Source organism: Bradyrhizobium sp. UFLA05-112 (assembly GCF_053572325.1).
Map to the genome: position 1 here is coordinate 41753 of NZ_JBANBK010000042.1, position 15339 is coordinate 57091.

Annotated in this window: 14 protein-coding genes; 13 read left to right on the forward strand and 1 reads right to left on the reverse strand. The window is 65.1% G+C overall.

Translation table 11 applies throughout. The features are described 5' to 3' along the window. Nucleotides 1–5: 5 nt before the first annotated feature. The 4 genes from SO180_RS23590 to SO180_RS23605 all read left to right on the forward strand — a co-directional run bounded on the left by SO180_RS23590 (nt 6) and on the right by SO180_RS23605 (nt 6007). Nucleotides 6–1031, forward strand: a complete 1026-nt coding sequence (locus SO180_RS23590) for a TRAP transporter substrate-binding protein (RefSeq protein ID WP_449381226.1) — start codon at nt 6–8, stop codon at nt 1029–1031. Next, complete coding sequence (locus tag SO180_RS23595; protein ID WP_449381227.1) at nt 1028–2896, forward strand: TRAP transporter large permease; 1869 nt, start codon at nt 1028–1030, stop codon at nt 2894–2896. Before SO180_RS23590 ends, SO180_RS23595 begins: the two co-directional genes overlap by 4 nt. Before the next feature lie 71 nt (nt 2897–2967). Then, on the forward strand, nt 2968–5013 hold the full coding sequence (gene tkt / locus SO180_RS23600) for a transketolase (protein ID WP_449381228.1): 2046 nt from the start codon (nt 2968–2970) through the stop codon (nt 5011–5013). 13 nt (nt 5014–5026) lie between these two features. Beyond that, the gene (locus SO180_RS23605; RefSeq protein ID WP_449381229.1) at nt 5027–6007 is read left to right on the forward strand and encodes a D-2-hydroxyacid dehydrogenase; all 981 of its coding nucleotides are present in this window, start codon (nt 5027–5029) and stop codon (nt 6005–6007) included. Between the two features lie 25 nt (nt 6008–6032). On the opposite strand, the gene SO180_RS23610 is transcribed toward SO180_RS23605, so the two are convergent. After that, nucleotides 6033–6929 carry a LysR substrate-binding domain-containing protein gene (locus tag SO180_RS23610; protein ID WP_449381230.1) on the reverse strand — a complete coding sequence of 299 codons (897 nt, stop codon included), beginning with the start codon at nt 6927–6929 and terminating at the stop codon, nt 6033–6035. A gap of 271 nt (nt 6930–7200) precedes the next feature. On the opposite strand from SO180_RS23610, the gene SO180_RS23615 reads away from it, so the two are divergent. From SO180_RS23615 to SO180_RS23655, 9 genes are read left to right on the forward strand one after another with little or no spacing between them, the layout of a single operon-like run. Next, complete coding sequence (locus SO180_RS23615) at nt 7201–8235, forward strand: ABC transporter substrate-binding protein (RefSeq protein WP_449381231.1); 1035 nt, start codon at nt 7201–7203, stop codon at nt 8233–8235. Between the two features lie 4 nt (nt 8236–8239). Then, nucleotides 8240–9283: an ABC transporter ATP-binding protein gene (locus SO180_RS23620; protein WP_449381232.1), complete on the forward strand. Its 1044-nt coding sequence runs from the start codon at nt 8240–8242 to the stop codon at nt 9281–9283. Continuing rightward, nucleotides 9280–10164, forward strand: coding sequence for an ABC transporter permease (locus tag SO180_RS23625; RefSeq protein ID WP_449381233.1), 885 nt, complete (start codon nt 9280–9282; stop codon nt 10162–10164). The genes SO180_RS23620 and SO180_RS23625 overlap by 4 nt, the downstream gene beginning before the upstream one ends. Then, nucleotides 10161–10967 carry an ABC transporter permease gene (locus SO180_RS23630; RefSeq protein WP_449381234.1) on the forward strand — a complete coding sequence of 269 codons (807 nt, stop codon included), beginning with the start codon at nt 10161–10163 and terminating at the stop codon, nt 10965–10967. The genes SO180_RS23625 and SO180_RS23630 overlap by 4 nt, the downstream gene beginning before the upstream one ends. A gap of 8 nt (nt 10968–10975) precedes the next feature. Beyond that, complete coding sequence (locus SO180_RS23635; protein WP_449381235.1) at nt 10976–12112, forward strand: NAD(P)/FAD-dependent oxidoreductase; 1137 nt, start codon at nt 10976–10978, stop codon at nt 12110–12112. 31 nt (nt 12113–12143) lie between these two features. Further along, complete coding sequence (locus tag SO180_RS23640; protein ID WP_449381236.1) at nt 12144–12440, forward strand: (2Fe-2S)-binding protein; 297 nt, start codon at nt 12144–12146, stop codon at nt 12438–12440. Continuing rightward, nucleotides 12437–13855 carry an FAD/NAD(P)-dependent oxidoreductase gene (locus tag SO180_RS23645; RefSeq protein WP_449381237.1) on the forward strand — a complete coding sequence of 473 codons (1419 nt, stop codon included), beginning with the start codon at nt 12437–12439 and terminating at the stop codon, nt 13853–13855. Before SO180_RS23640 ends, SO180_RS23645 begins: the two co-directional genes overlap by 4 nt. Further along, the gene (locus SO180_RS23650; protein ID WP_449381238.1) at nt 13852–14973 is read left to right on the forward strand and encodes an NAD(P)/FAD-dependent oxidoreductase; all 1122 of its coding nucleotides are present in this window, start codon (nt 13852–13854) and stop codon (nt 14971–14973) included. The genes SO180_RS23645 and SO180_RS23650 overlap by 4 nt, the downstream gene beginning before the upstream one ends. A gap of 18 nt (nt 14974–14991) precedes the next feature. Further along, nucleotides 14992–15339: a RidA family protein gene (locus SO180_RS23655; protein ID WP_449381239.1), complete on the forward strand. Its 348-nt coding sequence runs from the start codon at nt 14992–14994 to the stop codon at nt 15337–15339.

A 15339-nucleotide genomic window follows, 5' to 3' on the forward strand; every position in this document is an offset into this window, starting at 1 on the left:
AGGAAATGACCAAGGAAGCGAAGAGGGGCTTGACGCGTCGTGCTGCGTTGGCCATGGGCGCCGCCATACCCCTTGTCTCCATCATCTCGCGGCGCGGCGACGCCGCCGAATTCACCCTCAAATTCGCGACCGGTCAGGACCCCTCGCATCCCGTGAACAAGCGGGCGCGCGAAGCCATCGACCGGATCAAGCAGGCGACCGGCGGCCGCGTCGAGATCAACCTGTTTCCGGCCAATCAGCTCGGCTCCGATACCGATCTTCTCGGTCAAATCCGCAACGGCGCCGTCGACTATCTGAACATCGGCGCTTCGGTTCTCGCCACGCTGGTGCCAGGCGTCGGCATCGTCAACACCGGCTTCGCCTTCAGCTCCTACGATGCCGTGTGGAAGGCGATGGACGGCGATCTCGGAAATTTCGTCAAGGGCGAGATCGAGAAGCTGGGCGTTCTTCAGGTCTGCAAGTCCTGGGACAACGGATTCCGCCAGCTCACGTCCTCCACCCGCGAGATCAAGACCCCGGATGACCTCAAGGGCTTCAAGATGCGCGTCCCCGCGGCGCCGATCCTGACCAGCCTGTTCCAAGCGCTCGGCGCAGGTCCGACGCCGATCAATTTCAACGAGGTGTACTCCGCGCTGCAAACCAAGGTGGTCGAAGGGCAGGAGAATCCGCTGGCGATCATTTCGACGGCCAAGCTCTACGAGGTGCAGAAATATTGCTGCCTCACGAGCCACGTATGGGATGCCTATCTCATCCTGGGCAACCGCCGCTCGTTCTCGCGCCTGCCGTCCGACGCGCAGGAGATCGTGACGCGCGAATTGAACAAGGCGGCCGATGACGAGCGTGCCGACATCGCCGCGCTGTCGAAGTCGCTGCGCGACGAACTGGCGGCCAAGGGTCTCAACTTCGTCGAGGTCGACAAGGGCGCCTTCCGCACGACGCTCGGCAAGACCAGCTTCTACAAGGATTGGCGCGAAAAGTTTGGTGAGAAGGGCTGGACGCTGCTCGAGCAGGCAGTAGGCAAATTGGGATGAGCGCCATCCACGCCGACGACCCCGTGGCCGGAAGCATGAGCTCCGGCCTGGTGGTCAAGCTCGACCGGCTGCTCGCTTTGGTCACCGAGCCGCTCGCGGCGTTCGCCGTTGCGGCCGAGATCGTCATCCTGCTCACGGGCGTGATCGCGCGATTCGTCTTCAATCATCCCCTGACATGGTCGGATGAGCTCGCGTCGATCACATTCCTCTGGCTGGCCATGCTGGGTTCGGCCATTGCGTTGCGACGCGGCCAGCACATGCGCATGACCGCGCTGGTGGAGCGCACCGCCGGCGCGAGGCGGGAGTTGCTGGAGGCGCTGGCGACCATGGCGCCCGCGCTGTTCCTGCTCTTCATTCTTTCGCCATCCTTCGATTTTGCGGAGGACCAGGCTTTCGTTCACACCCCAGCGCTTGGTCTGAACGACGCCTTGCGCGCCGCGGCGGTGCCTGTGGGTGTCGTGCTCATGCTCGCCGGTACACTTGTTCGGAGCCTTCGCCTCGGAGCCTTGCAGCTTGCTCTGGCGGTTGCGATTCTCGCTGCTTTCGCGGCGGGACTCTATCTCCTCACGCCCTGGATCGTCGCGATCGGCAACTGGAACCTGTTGCTGTTCTTCACGCTGCTGCTCGGCCTCTGCGTGCTCGCAGGCGTGCCGATTGCCTTCTGCTTCGGCCTGTCGACGGTCGCCTATCTCGTGGTCGCGACCACGACGCCGTTGCAGGTCATCCCTGGCCGCATCGATGAGGGCGTGAGCTCGCTCATCCTGCTCGCCGTGCCGTTGTTCATCCTGCTCGGCTACCTGATCGTGATGACGCGCATGGCGTCATCCATGGTGAAGTTCCTGGCAGCGCTGGTCGGTCACGTCGAAGGTGGCCTGGCCTACGTGCTGCTCGGTGCAATGCTGCTCGTCTCCGGCATTTCGGGCGCCAAGACCGCGGACATGGCTGCTGTGGCACCCGTGCTGTTCCCGGACATGAAGCGACGAGGCATTCACGAGGGCGAGCTCGTGTCGCTGCTAGCGGCATCCGGCGCGATGGCCGAAACGATTCCGCCGTCGATCGTGCTCATCATCATCGGATCGGTGACGGGCGTCTCCATTGCGGCCCTGTTCACCGGCGGCATTCTTCCCGGCGTCGTTCTGGCGTTGGCCTTGGCCTTTGTTGCGCGGCGGCGGATGTCCGAGGGCACTGGTGCGGACCGCGGCGTGACGACGGCGCGCGAAATCGGGCGCACATTCCTCGTCGCTGCGCCCGCGCTGATGCTTCCCGTGCTGATCCGCGTCGCGGTCAGCGAAGGCGTGGCGACGGCGACGGAAGTGGCGACCATCGGCATCGCCTATGCCTTCGTCGTGGGAATCATCGTCTACCGTTCGTTCGACTGGCGCCAGCTTTATCCGGCCCTGGTCGGCACAGCGGCACTTTCGGGAACCATCCTGTTCATCATTGGCGCGGCGACCTGCATGTCCTGGGCGTTGACGCAATCGAACTTCTCCCATGCGCTCGCGGGCGCGCTGGCGCAGGCTCCTGGCGGACGGTACGGCTTCCTTCTCTGCTCGATCGTGCTCTTCGTCGTGCTTGGCAGCGTGCTCGAGGGAATCCCGGCAATGGTGCTGTTCGGTCCGTTGCTGTTTCCCGTCGCCAAGCAACTGGGCGTGCACGAGGTGCACTATGCCATGGTGGTGATCCTGGCGATGGGCATCGGATTGTTCGCGCCGCCCTTCGGCCTCGGCTACTACGCGGCCTGCTCGATTGGACAGGTCGATCCGAACTCCGGCCTCAAGCGCATCTGGAGCTATCTCGCTGCGCTCGTTGTCGGTCTCGTGGTCGTCGCCTTCGTTCCCTGGATCTCGACGGGATTTCTTCCCTGATGCGCTGAACGCGCACTTAACCCAGGCGACGCCGGTCTCACCGGTGCCGCCCGCAACAGGTGTCATCGCCAATGTCGATCAGTCCTTCGATCACCTCAGACACGTCGCGCGCTCCCGCTGACCTGCACAAGCGCATGGCCGACGCGATCCGCTTCTTGTCGCTCGATGCGGTCGAGCGCGCAGCGGATGGCCATCCCGGCGCTCCGCTCGGTTGCGCGGAGATCGCAACCGCGCTGTTCACGCGTCACATCAAGTGCAATCCGGCCGATCCGCTTTGGCCGGATCGCGACCGGTTCGTTCTGTCGAACGGCCATGGCTCGATGCTGATCTATTCGCTGCTGCACCTGTCCGGCTATGCCGGCTTTCCGATCGAACAGATCAAGCAGTTTCGCGAGCTCGGCTCGCACACCCACGGCCATCCCGAGCGGGCGCCCGATCTCGGCATCGAGGTCACGACCGGCCCGCTCGGACAGGGCATCGCCAACGCGGTCGGCATGGCCGTGGCGGAAGCCTGGCTGAGTGCGACCTTCGGCGAGGAAATCGTCAATCATCGCACCTACGCCATCGTCGGCGACGGTTGCCTTCAAGAAGGCATCGCTCACGAGGTCATTTCGCTCGCCGGTCATCTGCGCCTGGGGAAGCTTTGCTTTCTGTGGGACGACAATCGCATGACCGATGACGGTCACACGGATTTCGCGATCTCCGAGGACGTGCGCGGGCGTTTCCGCATCGCCGGTTGGCAGGTCATCGATGCCGACGGTCATGATGTGGATCAGGTCTCGGCGGCACTGCTATTGGCCGCATGCGACCCGCGCCCGACCATGATCGCCTGCCGCACCACCATCGGCAAGGGATTGCCGCGGCTCGAGGGCAAGCGCGGCGCGCATGGCGGGCGCGTGTTCGCCAAGGATCTGGAAGAGGCGCGCGCGGCCGCGGGCTGGACGGAAGGACCGTTCGAGATTCCCCGCGACGTCACGGAAGCCTGGAAGAACGGCGTCACCGATCGCAACCGGCCCGCCTACGAGTCGTGGCGCGCCCGTGTGGCCGCCATGCAGCCGGAGAAGCGCGCCATGTTTGAGCGCGCGATGGCCGGCGAGCTTCCGGAGGGATGGAGCGATGCGCTGGCCGCGTGGCGCCGCAAGATGGCGGCCGAAGGTCCGATCCGCTCCACCAACGAGGCGACCGCCGATATCGTTGCGCTGCTCGCCGAGACGATCCCCGAGCTGATTTCCGGCGCCCCCGACCTCGAAGGCCCGACCAATTGCAAGCGTACCTTGCAGGCATTCACGTCCGCAGATCCCGCCGGCCGTTACGTGCACTACGGCATCCGCGAGCACGCCATGGGTGCGATGATGAACGGCATGGCCGCGCATGGCGGCGTGTTGCCTCTCGGCGCCACCTATCTGGTTTTCTCTGACTACATGCGGCCGGCGCTGCGGATGGCCGCGCTGATGGAATTGCCGGTCGTTACGGTCTACAGCCACGATTCCATCGGCATCGGCAAGAACGGGCCGACCCACCAGCCGGTCGAATTCCTGGCCTCGCTGCGCGCGATGCCGAACATGGCGGTGTTCCGCCCCGCCGATCATGTGGAAGCCGCCGAATGCTGGGAGCTCGCGTTGCGCCGCAGGCTCGGCCCGTCGTCGATGATCTGCTCGCGGCAGGGCCTGCCGCCGGTTCGCACTGGGGATAGCTCCGCCAATCTTTGCTCGCGTGGAGCCTATGTGCTTGTCGAGGCCGATGGCGCGCGATGCGCCACGCTGCTGGCAACGGGCTCGGAGGTCCAGATCGCGCTTGCGGCGCGGCTTGTCCTGCAGGCGCAGGGGGTACCCACCGCGGTGGTCTCCATGCCGTGCTGGGAACTGTTCGAGGAGCAGGATGAAGCTTATCGGGCAGGCGTTCTCGGCAAGGGCGTGCGGGTCGCGGTCGAGGCGGCGGTGCGGCTCGGTTGGGACCACTGGATCGGAGACCGGGGCGGATTTGTCGGCATGTCCTCTTTCGGCGCGTCAGGCCCGGCCGATGCATTGTTCGTCCATTTCGGCATTACCGCCGAGAAGGTTGCGGGAATGGCATTGGGATTGCTTCGCGATAAGCTGACCGCTGCCTTGGACAACTGACCGCGAGAGCAAGATGGCCAACCTATCGGAACCAGTCCGTATCGTATTTCTTGACCGGGACACGATGCCGCCGGAGATTCGACTTCGGCCGCCGTCGTTTCGGCACGAAGTTCAGGAGTACGCAACGACCGCGCCGCAGGACATCGCGAGCCGGATAGCGGACGCCCACATCGTGATTACCAACAAGGTGCCTGTTCGACGCGCGGAATTGCGGGCGGCGCCGCAATTGCGCTTGATCGCGGTTGCGGCCACGGGATACGACGTCGTCGATATCCATGCCTGCGAAGAGCGCGGCGTTGCCGTCTCGAACATTCGCGGCTATGCGGTCAATACGGTCCCGGAGCACACTTTCGCACTGATATTCGCGCTTCGTCGCAGCCTGACTGCTTATCGTGATTCAGTCCGCAACGGCCGATGGCTCGAATCCGGCCAGTTCTGCTATTTCGACTTTCCCATTCGCGATCTGGCCGGCTCGACGCTCGGCATCATCGGTGACGGCGCACTCGGTCGTTCCGTTGCGGATATCGGCCGCGCGCTCGGAATGCGCGTGCTGTTTTCCACCTATAAGGGCGTGGAGGGGATGGGTCCCCTCTACACACCCTTTGAGGAGGTGCTGCGTACGTCGGACGTCATCACCTTGCACGCGCCATTGATGCCGGCGACACGTAACATGATCGCTGCGGGCGAATTCGCCGTGATGGAACGGCGCCCGCTTCTGATCAATACCGCGCGCGGCGGCCTCGTCGACGAGACCGCGCTCGGCGATGCCCTTCGCTCCGGCAAGATCTCCGGGGCAGGTTTCGACGTCGCGACTGTCGAACCGCCCTCAGCCGATCATCCGCTGATGCAATTGGTCGGATTGCCGAACTTCATTCTGACCCCGCACGTGGCCTGGGCGAGCCACGAGGCCGTGCAGGCTCTCGCCGACCAGCTCGTCGACAACATCGAGGCCTTCTGGAACGGCGCTCCGCGCAATCTTGTCACAGCAGCATAACGTCGAACAAGCGACGAAGAGCGAGCTACGCCTCCATCCCCTCCAGTGCACGCCGCAGCGCCTCGACCAGATCGAGCGCCACCGGTGAGGGGCTGCGCTGCGCGGGAAAGACGGCGGAGAATTCGAAGTCGATGCGCGGCAGGAAGCGACGCACGATGACGCCGCGGGTCGAAAATTCCTGCGCGGTGAAGGGATCGCAGATCGCAACCCCGAGTCCCGACGACACCATTCCGCACATGATCTCCGACAGCGTGGTCTCGACGCGCAGCACGCGGCTGACGTCGTTGCGGTGGAAGACCTGGTCGACGAGATGCCGGCTCGCAGATCCCGCCGAGAGCGATATGAAGGTCTCGCCCTCGAAATCGCGCGGCTCCAATACGTCCTTTTCTGCCAGGCGATGTCCGGCCGGCAGCACCGCGACGCGCGCCAGCGCCGGCAGCCGCAGGCCCGGCAGACCGGCAGCGATCGGCACTTCGGCAAAACCGATATCACACTGATTGTTCAGCACCCAGTCCACCACGATCGGCGAGATCACGCCGAAGAAGGCGAGGTTGAGGTTGGGCCGCTCTTTCAGGAAATGCCCGGCGAGCCGCGGCAGGTAGCCGTTCGCGAGCGCCGGCAGCGCGGCGATCCGCAATGAGCCGGTGCGACGGCCGCGAATCTCCTCGGCGGCGGCAGCGATACGCTCGAGGCCCACGAAGGACCGCTCCACTTCGGTGTAGAGCGCCGTTGCGGCTGCGGTCGGCACGAGCCCGGTGCCACGGCGCTCGAACAGCTCCATCTTCAAGAGGGCCTGGAGGTCGCGGAGCAACCGGCTGACCGCCGGCTGCGTCACGACCATCAACCTCGCGGCCTCGGTCACGCTGCCGGTCAGCATCATCGCGCGGAAGGCTTCCACTTGCCGCGAATTGATCCGCGCCATTCCGGCCTCTCTTCATAACATTTCGGCATGCAGAAGGTGCCATTATTCATTGGACGATGGAAGTGTAGCTCTGCGATCTTTTTCATCAGCGCTGAAGTCAGCCCGCTTTTTCGGCAGATCGGGGCCTAAAGCCCGCCGATCGCATCAAAACCCGTGAGCAGGGGCCGGAGCCCTGGTCGGATCGGGATTTTGCGCCGAAGGGAACGCGGGCGCGCTTCGGTCGTCTGATCGTCGACACGTCACCTCATCCCGGTCTTGGAGATTGGTCCTTATGAAGACACTCAGCCTTCTCACAGCGGTCACCATCGCGGCGCTCGCCGCGGCCCCGTCGGTCGTCTCGGCACAGCAGAAGACGCTCTATGTCGCCGGTTATGGCGGCTCGTTCGAGAAGACGATCCGCGACGAGGTGATCCCGAATTTCGAGAAGGAGAACGGCGTCAAGGTCGAATACGTCGCCGGCAACTCCACGGATACGCTCGCCAAGCTTCAGGCGCAGAAGGGCAATCAGCAGATTGATGTCGCGATCGTCGACGACGGCCCGATGTACCAGGCGATCCAGCTCGGCTTTTGCGGCAAGCTCGACGGCCTGCCGTCCGACCTCTATGACGCCGCGCGCTTCAAGGACGATAGTGCAGTCGCGATCGGTCTCGTCGCGACTGGGTTGATGTACAACACCAAGGTGTTTGCGGAGAAGGGCTGGGCGCCGCCGACCTCGTGGAACGATCTGAAGGATCCGAAATACGCCAAGCAGCTCGTCATCCCGCCGATCAACAACACCTACGGCCTGGAGGCGCTGGTGATGCTCGCCAAGATGAACGGCGGCGGCGAGTCGAACGTCGATGCGGGCTTCAAGATCTTCAAGAACGACATCAATCCGAATGTGCTCGCCTATGAACCGTCGCCGGGCAAGATGACCGAGCTGTTCCAGTCCGGCCAGGCCGTCATCGCGGTGTGGGGCACGGGACGTGTGCAGAGCTTTGCCAATACCGGCTTCCCTGTCGACTTCGTCTATCCGAAGGAGGGCGCTGCAACGCTCCTGACGACCGCCTGTCCGATCGCCAAGTCCACTGCTTCGCCGCTCGCGGCGAGCTTCATCAAGATGCTGCTCGATCCCAAAATCCAGCTCGTTATGCTGAAGGACTATGGCTACGGCCCGGTGCTGAAATCGCTCGTCGTCCCGCCGGAGCTCGGCAAGATGGCGCCGATCGGCGAGCGCGCGGCCAAGCTCTATAATCCTGACTGGACCGTCATCAACGAGAAGCGCGAGGAATGGACCAAGCGGTGGAACCGCGAGGTCGAGCGCTAACGCGATGGCCTTCCTCGAGCTCGATCGCGTCGGCAAGCAGTTCGGCTCGCAAACCGTTGTCGACGATTTCAGCCTTGCGGTGGAGAGGGGTGAGTTCATCTCGTTCCTCGGTCCCTCCGGCTGCGGCAAGACCACGACGCTCCAGATGATCGCGGGCTTCCTGGAGCCGTCGCGCGGTGCGATCCGGCTGGAGGGGCGCGATCTGACCAGGGTGCATCCAGCGAAACGTGGCCTCGGCATCGTGTTCCAGAGCTACGCGCTGTTTCCGCACATGACCGCCGCCGAGAACGTCGCCTTTGGTCTGGAGATGCGTGGCGTGCCGAGGGACAAACGCACGGAGCGCGTTCGCGCGGCGCTGGGGATGGTCGGGCTTGCCGGTTTTGAGGAGCGCTATCCGCGGCGCATGTCGGGCGGCCAGCAGCAGCGCGTGGCGCTGGCGCGGGCGCTGGTGATCCAGCCGAGCGTATTGCTGCTCGACGAGCCGCTATCGAACCTTGATGCCAAGCTGCGCGAGGAGATGCAGATCGAGCTGCGCCAGATCCAGCGCACCATCGGCACCACCACGATCCTCGTCACCCACGACCAGAACGAGGCGATGTCGTTGTCCGACCGCATCGTCGTGATGAGCCAGGGCAAGATCGAGCAGATCGGCACGCCGCAACAGACCTATGAGCGGCCGGCATCGGCCTTCGTGTCGCAGTTCCTCGGCAAGACCAACGATTTCGCCGCGACCGTCGATCGGACGGCTCAGCCTGCGCGGCTGGTCGCCGGCTCCTGGCAGGCGCCGGCCCCGGCAGGCGCGAGCGGCGTGGTGACGATCAGCCTTCGCCCCGAGCGGATCAGCTTTGCTGATGTTGGCCTGGCGGCAAAGATCGTCACGCGGATTTTCCAGGGCAATCACTGGCTGTTCCAGTGCGAGACCGAGTGCGGACCGGCGATCGTGATCCGGCAGAATGATGGGACGCCGCAGCCGGGCGAAGGCGAGGCGGTCCATCTCACATGGCGCGTGGAAGACATGAGCCTGCGCGGAAGCGGAGGCGCCGTATGACCGCCGCCGGCACGTCAACGCAATCTGCCGAGACGCGCGCGTCCTGGGCGCTGACGTTGCCCGCGCTGATGCTGTTCGTCGGCGTGCTGGTGATCCCGCTTCTCATGACCGTGATGCTCTCGTTCCACGACTGGGGCCAGTACAAGGGCATCGAGCCGGTCTTCATCCTGAAGAACTGGCAGGAGATCGCGAGCGATCCCTATTACGCCGAGATGTTCTGGCGGACGTTCCGCATCGCGCTGCTGGCAACGCTGATCACCGCCGTGCTCGGCGCGCCAGAGGCCTATATCCTCAACCGTATGAGCGGACGCTGGAAAGGCATCTTCCTGCTCCTGATTCTCGGGCCCCTTCTGATTTCGGTAGTGGCGCGCACGCTCGGCTGGGCGCTGCTATTCGGCGGCAATAATGGCCTCGTCAACAAGCTCCTGATGTCTCTCGGTCTGATCCGCGCGCCGCTGCCCTTCATGTTCACCGAGACCGGCATGGTCGTAGCGCTCGCGCATGTGATGATGCCATTCATGGTGCTCTCGGTCTGGGCAGCGCTCCAGCGCGTCGACCCGCAGATCGAGAACGCCGCGATGTCGCTCGGGGCCGGCGCCTTCACCATCATCCGCCGCATCATCCTGCCGCAGATCATGCCCGGTGTGCTCTCGGGCGCGATCATCGTGTTCTCGCTGTCGGCGAGCGCGTTCGCAACGCCGGCGATCATCGGCGGTCGTAGGCTGAAGGTCGCGGCAACGCTCGCCTATGACGAGTTCCTCAACACGTTGAACTGGCCGCTCGGTGCGGCGGTCGCGGTGCTGCTGCTGCTCGCGCTGGTGCTGATCGTCGTCGGCAGCAATGCGCTGATCGAGCGCCGCTATGCCGAGGTGTTCCGATGAGGACGAACGGCCCGCTCGCGCTCACCTTTCACACGCTCTTCGTCGTCTTCATGCTGGCGCCGATCGTGGTGGTCTGCCTCGTCGCCTTCACGCCCGAGGGGTTCCTCTCGCTGCCGACCAACGGCTTCTCGCTGCGCTGGTTCAGGACGATCGCGAGCTATCCGGAATTCGTGCACGCGTTCTGGGTCAGCCTCGGGCTCGGGATGGTGTCCTCCTTCGTTGCGCTGATGTTTGCCGTGCCGGCGGCACTGGCGATTGCGCGCTACAGATTTGTAGGCCGCGATGCGCTGGCAGCGCTGTTCCTGTCGCCACTGATGATCCCGCACGTGGTGCTCGGCATCGCCTTCCTGCGCTTCTTCACCTCGCTCGGGCTCGGTGGCACCTTTGCGGCGCTGCTGATCGCCCATGTCATCGTGGTGTTTCCCTTCGCACTCCGCCTGACGCTGGCGGCGGCGACCGGCATGGATCGCTCGGTCGAGATGGCTGCGGTCTCGCTTGGTGCCGGCGGCTTTACGCTGTTTCGCCGCGTGACACTGCCGCTGATCCTGCCCGGCGTGATCAGCGGGTGGGCACTCGCCTTCATCCAGTCCTTCGACGATCTGACGATGACCGTCTTCCTGGCGGCGCCAGGCACTGAAACATTGCCGGTCAGGATGTTCCTCTATATCCAGGACAACATCGATCCGCTCGTGACATCCGTCTCAGCGAGCGTCATCGCAGTCACCATGACTGCCCTCATCCTGCTCGACCGCTTCTACGGGCTCGACCGCGTGCTCGCAGGCAAGAGCGATCCCGGGCGATAGGAGAACGCATGCACAGGGAATATGACGTCGCCGTCGTTGGCGGCGGACTGCTCGGCTCCGCCATTGCCTGGGGGCTCGGCCGGCTCGGCAAGAGCGTCGCCGTGCTCGACGAGGGCGACATCGCCAAGCGCGCCTCGCGCGCGAACTTTGCGCTGGTGTGGGTGCAGAGCAAAGGGCTCGGCATGCCCGCCTATACCGTGTGGACGGTGCGCGCGGCGCGGGCCTGGCCAATGCTTGCCGCCGAATTGAAGGATCAGACCGGCCTTGACGTCTGCCTCCAACAGTATGGCGGCTTTCATCTGACGCTCGGCGAGGACGAGTACGAGCAGCGCACCCAGCTCGTCACGCGCATGCACAACCAGGTTGGCGCGGCCGATTACAGGATGGAGATGCTGCCGGCCTCAGAGGTGAAGAAGATGCTGCCGCTGATCGGCCCGGAGGTGTCGGGCGGCAGCTTCTGTCCGTTCGACGGTCACGTCAATTCGCTCCGTACTTTTCGCGCGTTCCATACCGGCTTCAAGGCGTTCGGTATCGACTATTTTCCGGAGCGCCCGGTCTCGGCGATCACGAAGAGCGGCGGCGAATTCGGCCTGACAACGCCGCAAGGCGAAATCCGCGCCCACAAGATCGTGCTTGCCGCGGGCAATGCCAACCAGACGCTGGCGCCGATGGTCGGCCTCTTCGCGCCGATGGGGCCGACGCGCGGCCAGATCGTGGTGACCGAGCGCACCGTGCCGTTCCTGCCGCATCCGCTGACGACCATCCGCCAGACAGACGAGGGCACTGTCATGATCGGCGACAGCAAGGAAGACGAGCTCGACGATCGCGCGCTGAGACATTCGATCAGCTCCGTGATGGCGGACCGCGCGCAGCGGATGTTCCCGCATCTGGCGCGGCTCAACGTCGTCAGGAGCTGGGCCGGCATCCGAGTCATGCCGCAGGACGGCTTTCCAATCTACGACCAGTCGGAAACTCATCCCGGCGCGTTCGTCGCCTGCTGTCATTCCGGCGTGACGCTCGCCTCCAACCACGCCTTCGAGCTTGCCCGCATGGTCGCAGGCGGCGCGCTCGAGCCGGAGCTGGTCGGCGCGTTCTCAGCGTGCCGCTTCGGAGGCGAGGGCGCAACGAACGACAGTGGCTACTAGCGACTTCAGAGAAGGAGCCAAGAGGCATCCAATGTTCAGACGATCCGATCAGGACAAGCGTCCATCGTTGCAGATCTTCGTCGACGGCGTTGCCGTCGAGGCGCGCGAGGGCGATACCGTATCCGCCGCGCTGCTCGTCTCGGGGCGTGACGTGCGCCGCGCGACCGCGGTGAGCGGTGCGCCGCGGCTGCCCTATTGCATGATGGGCGTGTGCTTCGACTGCCTCGTCACCATCGATGGCGTCGGCAATCGCCAGGGCTGCCTGGTGCCGGTCGCCGCCGGCATGCAGATCGAAATTCAGAAGGGCAAAAGGGAGGTCGGCCGATGAACACGACGCCTCAGCGCGACGCTTACGATGTCGTCGTCATCGGGGCAGGGCCGGCCGGTCTTGCTGCGACCGCGACCGCGTCGGCAGCAGGCCTGTCGACGCTGCTACTCGACGAGAACCCGGGCCCTGGCGGCCAGGTCTGGCGCGCCATCGCGTCGACGCCCGTGACAGCGCGCGACCAGCTCGGCGCCGATTATTGGGCAGGTGCCGAACTCGTTGGCGAGGTGCGGTCCAGCAAGGCCGAGATTATCCATCGCGCAACCGTGTGGAGTCTCGATCGTCATCGCGAGATCGGGATTTCTGTCGGCGGCGCATCCACCTTCGTCAAGGCGCGGCGCGTCATCCTTGCGACCGGCGCGCTGGAGCGGCCGTTTCCGATTCCGGGCTGGACACTGCCGGGCGTGATGACCGCGGGCGCCGCACAGACCATGCTGAAGTCGTCGGCGCTGGTGCCTGATTGCCGCACGGTGATCGCGGGGCAGGGGCCACTGCTGTGGTTGCTCGCAGCGCAGATCCTGCGCCTTGGCGGTCGTATCGATCGCATTCTCGATACGACCGAACGCAAGAACTACCTGGCCGCGCTGCCTCACGCCTTCAGCTTCCTGACGTCGCCTTACTTTGCGAAGGGCCTTGCGATGATGCGCGAGGTGAAGGCCGAGGTACAGGTGGTGACTGGGGTCACCGAGCTTGCCGCGGCCGGCGAGGGTCGGCTTGCCAGCGTAAGCCATGTCGCAGGCAGCCGTCGCGAGACGATCCCAGCGGACCTTCTTCTCCTGCATCAGGGCGTCGTGCCCAACGTCAATCTCGCGATGGCGGCGGGCGTTGAACATCGCTGGGATGACCTGCAACTCTGCTGGTCGCCGATGCTCGATGCCAATGGCGGCACCTCGATCGAAGGCATCGCGATCGCCGGTGACGGCGCCGGTATTGGCGGCGCAAACGCCGCGGTGGTTCGCGGCCGCATCGCTGCACGGGCTGCAGTCGAGGCGCTTGCGCCTGCAGCCGCCGCGAAGCTCTCGTCGATGGCCGCGCTGCGTGCCGATCTGGCCAAAGCCGAGCGCGGTCGCGTCTTCCTCGACACGCTGTTCCGTCCCGCGCGGCAATTCCGCATTCCCGCAGGCGACACCATCGTCTGCCGCTGCGAGGAGGTGACCGCCAAGGACATCGTCGATGCCGTCGCGATCGGCGCGACGGGGCCGAACCAGCTCAAGGCCTATCGCCGCACCGGCATGGGGCCGTGCCAGGGTCGCCTGTGCGGCCTCACCGTCACCGAGCTGATGGCGGAGGCGCGCGGCAAGACGGCGCAGGAGATCGGTTACTATCGGCTGCGCGCGCCGGTGAAGCCGATCACGCTCGCCGAGCTTGCGGCGATGCCGAAGACCGACGATGACATAAAGGCGGTGGTGCGCGGATGACGAAGCTTGCGGATGCCATCATCGTGGGTGGCGGCATCCACGGATGCTCGACGGCGCTGCACCTGACGCTGGCCGGCATGAAGCCGGTGCTGATCGAGAAGGATTATGCCGGCCGTCACGCGTCCGGCGTCAATGCCGGCGGCGTGCGCCAGCTCGCGCGCCGCGTCGCCGAGATCCCGCTCTCGATTCGCTCGATGGGGATCTGGGAGCGGATCGAAGAGCTGCTCGACGACGATTGCAGCTTCGAGAGCCATGGCCAGGTTCTGGTCGCGGAGAACGAGACCGAGCTTGCGGCATGCCGCGCGCGTGTCGCCGAGTTGAACGCGCTCGGCTTCACCCACGAGGAGCTGATCGACGGCGCCGAGCTGCGACGGCTGGTGCCTGCCGTCGCCGACACCTGCCCCGGCGGTGTGGTCTCGCGCCGCGACGGCGCGGCCAATCCCGCCCAGACCACGACGGCGTTTCGGCGCAAGGCGGAGCAGCTCGGCGCAACCGTGCGCGAGGGCGTGGCCGCAAGCAACGTCCGCCGCGAGGATGGGCTCTGGCGCGTCGATGTCGGCGCTGAAACCTATGCCGCGCCGGTTCTGGTCAACGCCGCCGGCGCGTGGGCAGGGCGTATCGCCGCCGCGCTCGGCGAGCCGGTGCCGGTCGAGACCGTGGCGCCGATGCTGATGATCACCTCGCGCGTGCCGCACTTCATCGACCCCGTGGTGATCCTGCGCGGCCGCAAACTGTCCTTCAAGCAGTTCAAGAACGGCACCGTGTTGATCGGCGGTGGACATCTGGCAACGCCGGACCAGGACCGCAACGAAACGGTGCTGGACTGGCCGAGCCTCGCCATCAGCGCCCGCACCGTATTCGAGCTGTTTCCGGTGATGCGGGATGCCACCATCATGCGCGCCTGGGCCGGCATCGAAGCGAAGACAAAGGATGATCTGCCCGTGCTGGGCCCGAGCGCCCGCCATGCCGGTCTGTTCCATCAGTTCGGCTTCTCGCTGCACGGCTTCCAACTCGGCCCCGGCGCTGGCGCAGTCATGGCGGAGTTGATCGTGAACGGCGGCACCCAGACCCGGATCGGCGATCTCGCCATCGACCGCTTTCGTTCCTTCAGCTCTTAGAACCAACAAGAGGACATCATGACCATCACGCGCAGCATCCGCACGCCCATCATGCACCGCACTGTCGAGGCCAATGGCTTCGTGTTCGTCGGCGGCACGATCGCCGACGACACCTCTGTCTCGATGGGCGAGCAGACCCGCAACATCCTCGGCAAGATCGCAGGCTATCTGAAGGAGGTGGGCAGCGATGCCTCCCGCATCGTCAGCGCCTCGATCTTCGTGACCGATCTGTCGAAGAAGAAGGAGATGGACGCGGTCTGGACCGAGTTCTTCGGTGACAATCTGCCGGCACGCGCGACCGTCGGCGTCGCTGATCTCGGCGGCAGCGCGCTGATCGAGGTCGTCGTCACCGCGCTCAAGGGCTAA

Coding starts and splice junctions, on each gene's coding strand:
- SO180_RS23635 (WP_449381235.1), top strand. CDS start 10,976: ATGCACAGGGAATATGACGTCGCCGTCGTTGGCGGCGGACTGCTCGGC.
- SO180_RS23620 (WP_449381232.1), top strand. CDS start 8,240: ATGGCCTTCCTCGAGCTCGATCGCGTCGGCAAGCAGTTCGGCTCGCAA.
- SO180_RS23640 (WP_449381236.1), top strand. CDS start 12,144: ATGTTCAGACGATCCGATCAGGACAAGCGTCCATCGTTGCAGATCTTC.
- SO180_RS23605 (WP_449381229.1), top strand. CDS start 5,027: ATGGCCAACCTATCGGAACCAGTCCGTATCGTATTTCTTGACCGGGAC.
- SO180_RS23610 (WP_449381230.1), bottom strand. CDS start 6,929: ATGGCGCGGATCAATTCGCGGCAAGTGGAAGCCTTCCGCGCGATGATG.
- SO180_RS23645 (WP_449381237.1), top strand. CDS start 12,437: ATGAACACGACGCCTCAGCGCGACGCTTACGATGTCGTCGTCATCGGG.
- SO180_RS23655 (WP_449381239.1), top strand. CDS start 14,992: ATGACCATCACGCGCAGCATCCGCACGCCCATCATGCACCGCACTGTC.
- SO180_RS23650 (WP_449381238.1), top strand. CDS start 13,852: ATGACGAAGCTTGCGGATGCCATCATCGTGGGTGGCGGCATCCACGGA.
- SO180_RS23615 (WP_449381231.1), top strand. CDS start 7,201: ATGAAGACACTCAGCCTTCTCACAGCGGTCACCATCGCGGCGCTCGCC.
- SO180_RS23590 (WP_449381226.1), top strand. CDS start 6: ATGACCAAGGAAGCGAAGAGGGGCTTGACGCGTCGTGCTGCGTTGGCC.
- SO180_RS23630 (WP_449381234.1), top strand. CDS start 10,161: ATGAGGACGAACGGCCCGCTCGCGCTCACCTTTCACACGCTCTTCGTC.
- SO180_RS23625 (WP_449381233.1), top strand. CDS start 9,280: ATGACCGCCGCCGGCACGTCAACGCAATCTGCCGAGACGCGCGCGTCC.
- SO180_RS23595 (WP_449381227.1), top strand. CDS start 1,028: ATGAGCGCCATCCACGCCGACGACCCCGTGGCCGGAAGCATGAGCTCC.
- tkt (WP_449381228.1), top strand. CDS start 2,968: ATGTCGATCAGTCCTTCGATCACCTCAGACACGTCGCGCGCTCCCGCT.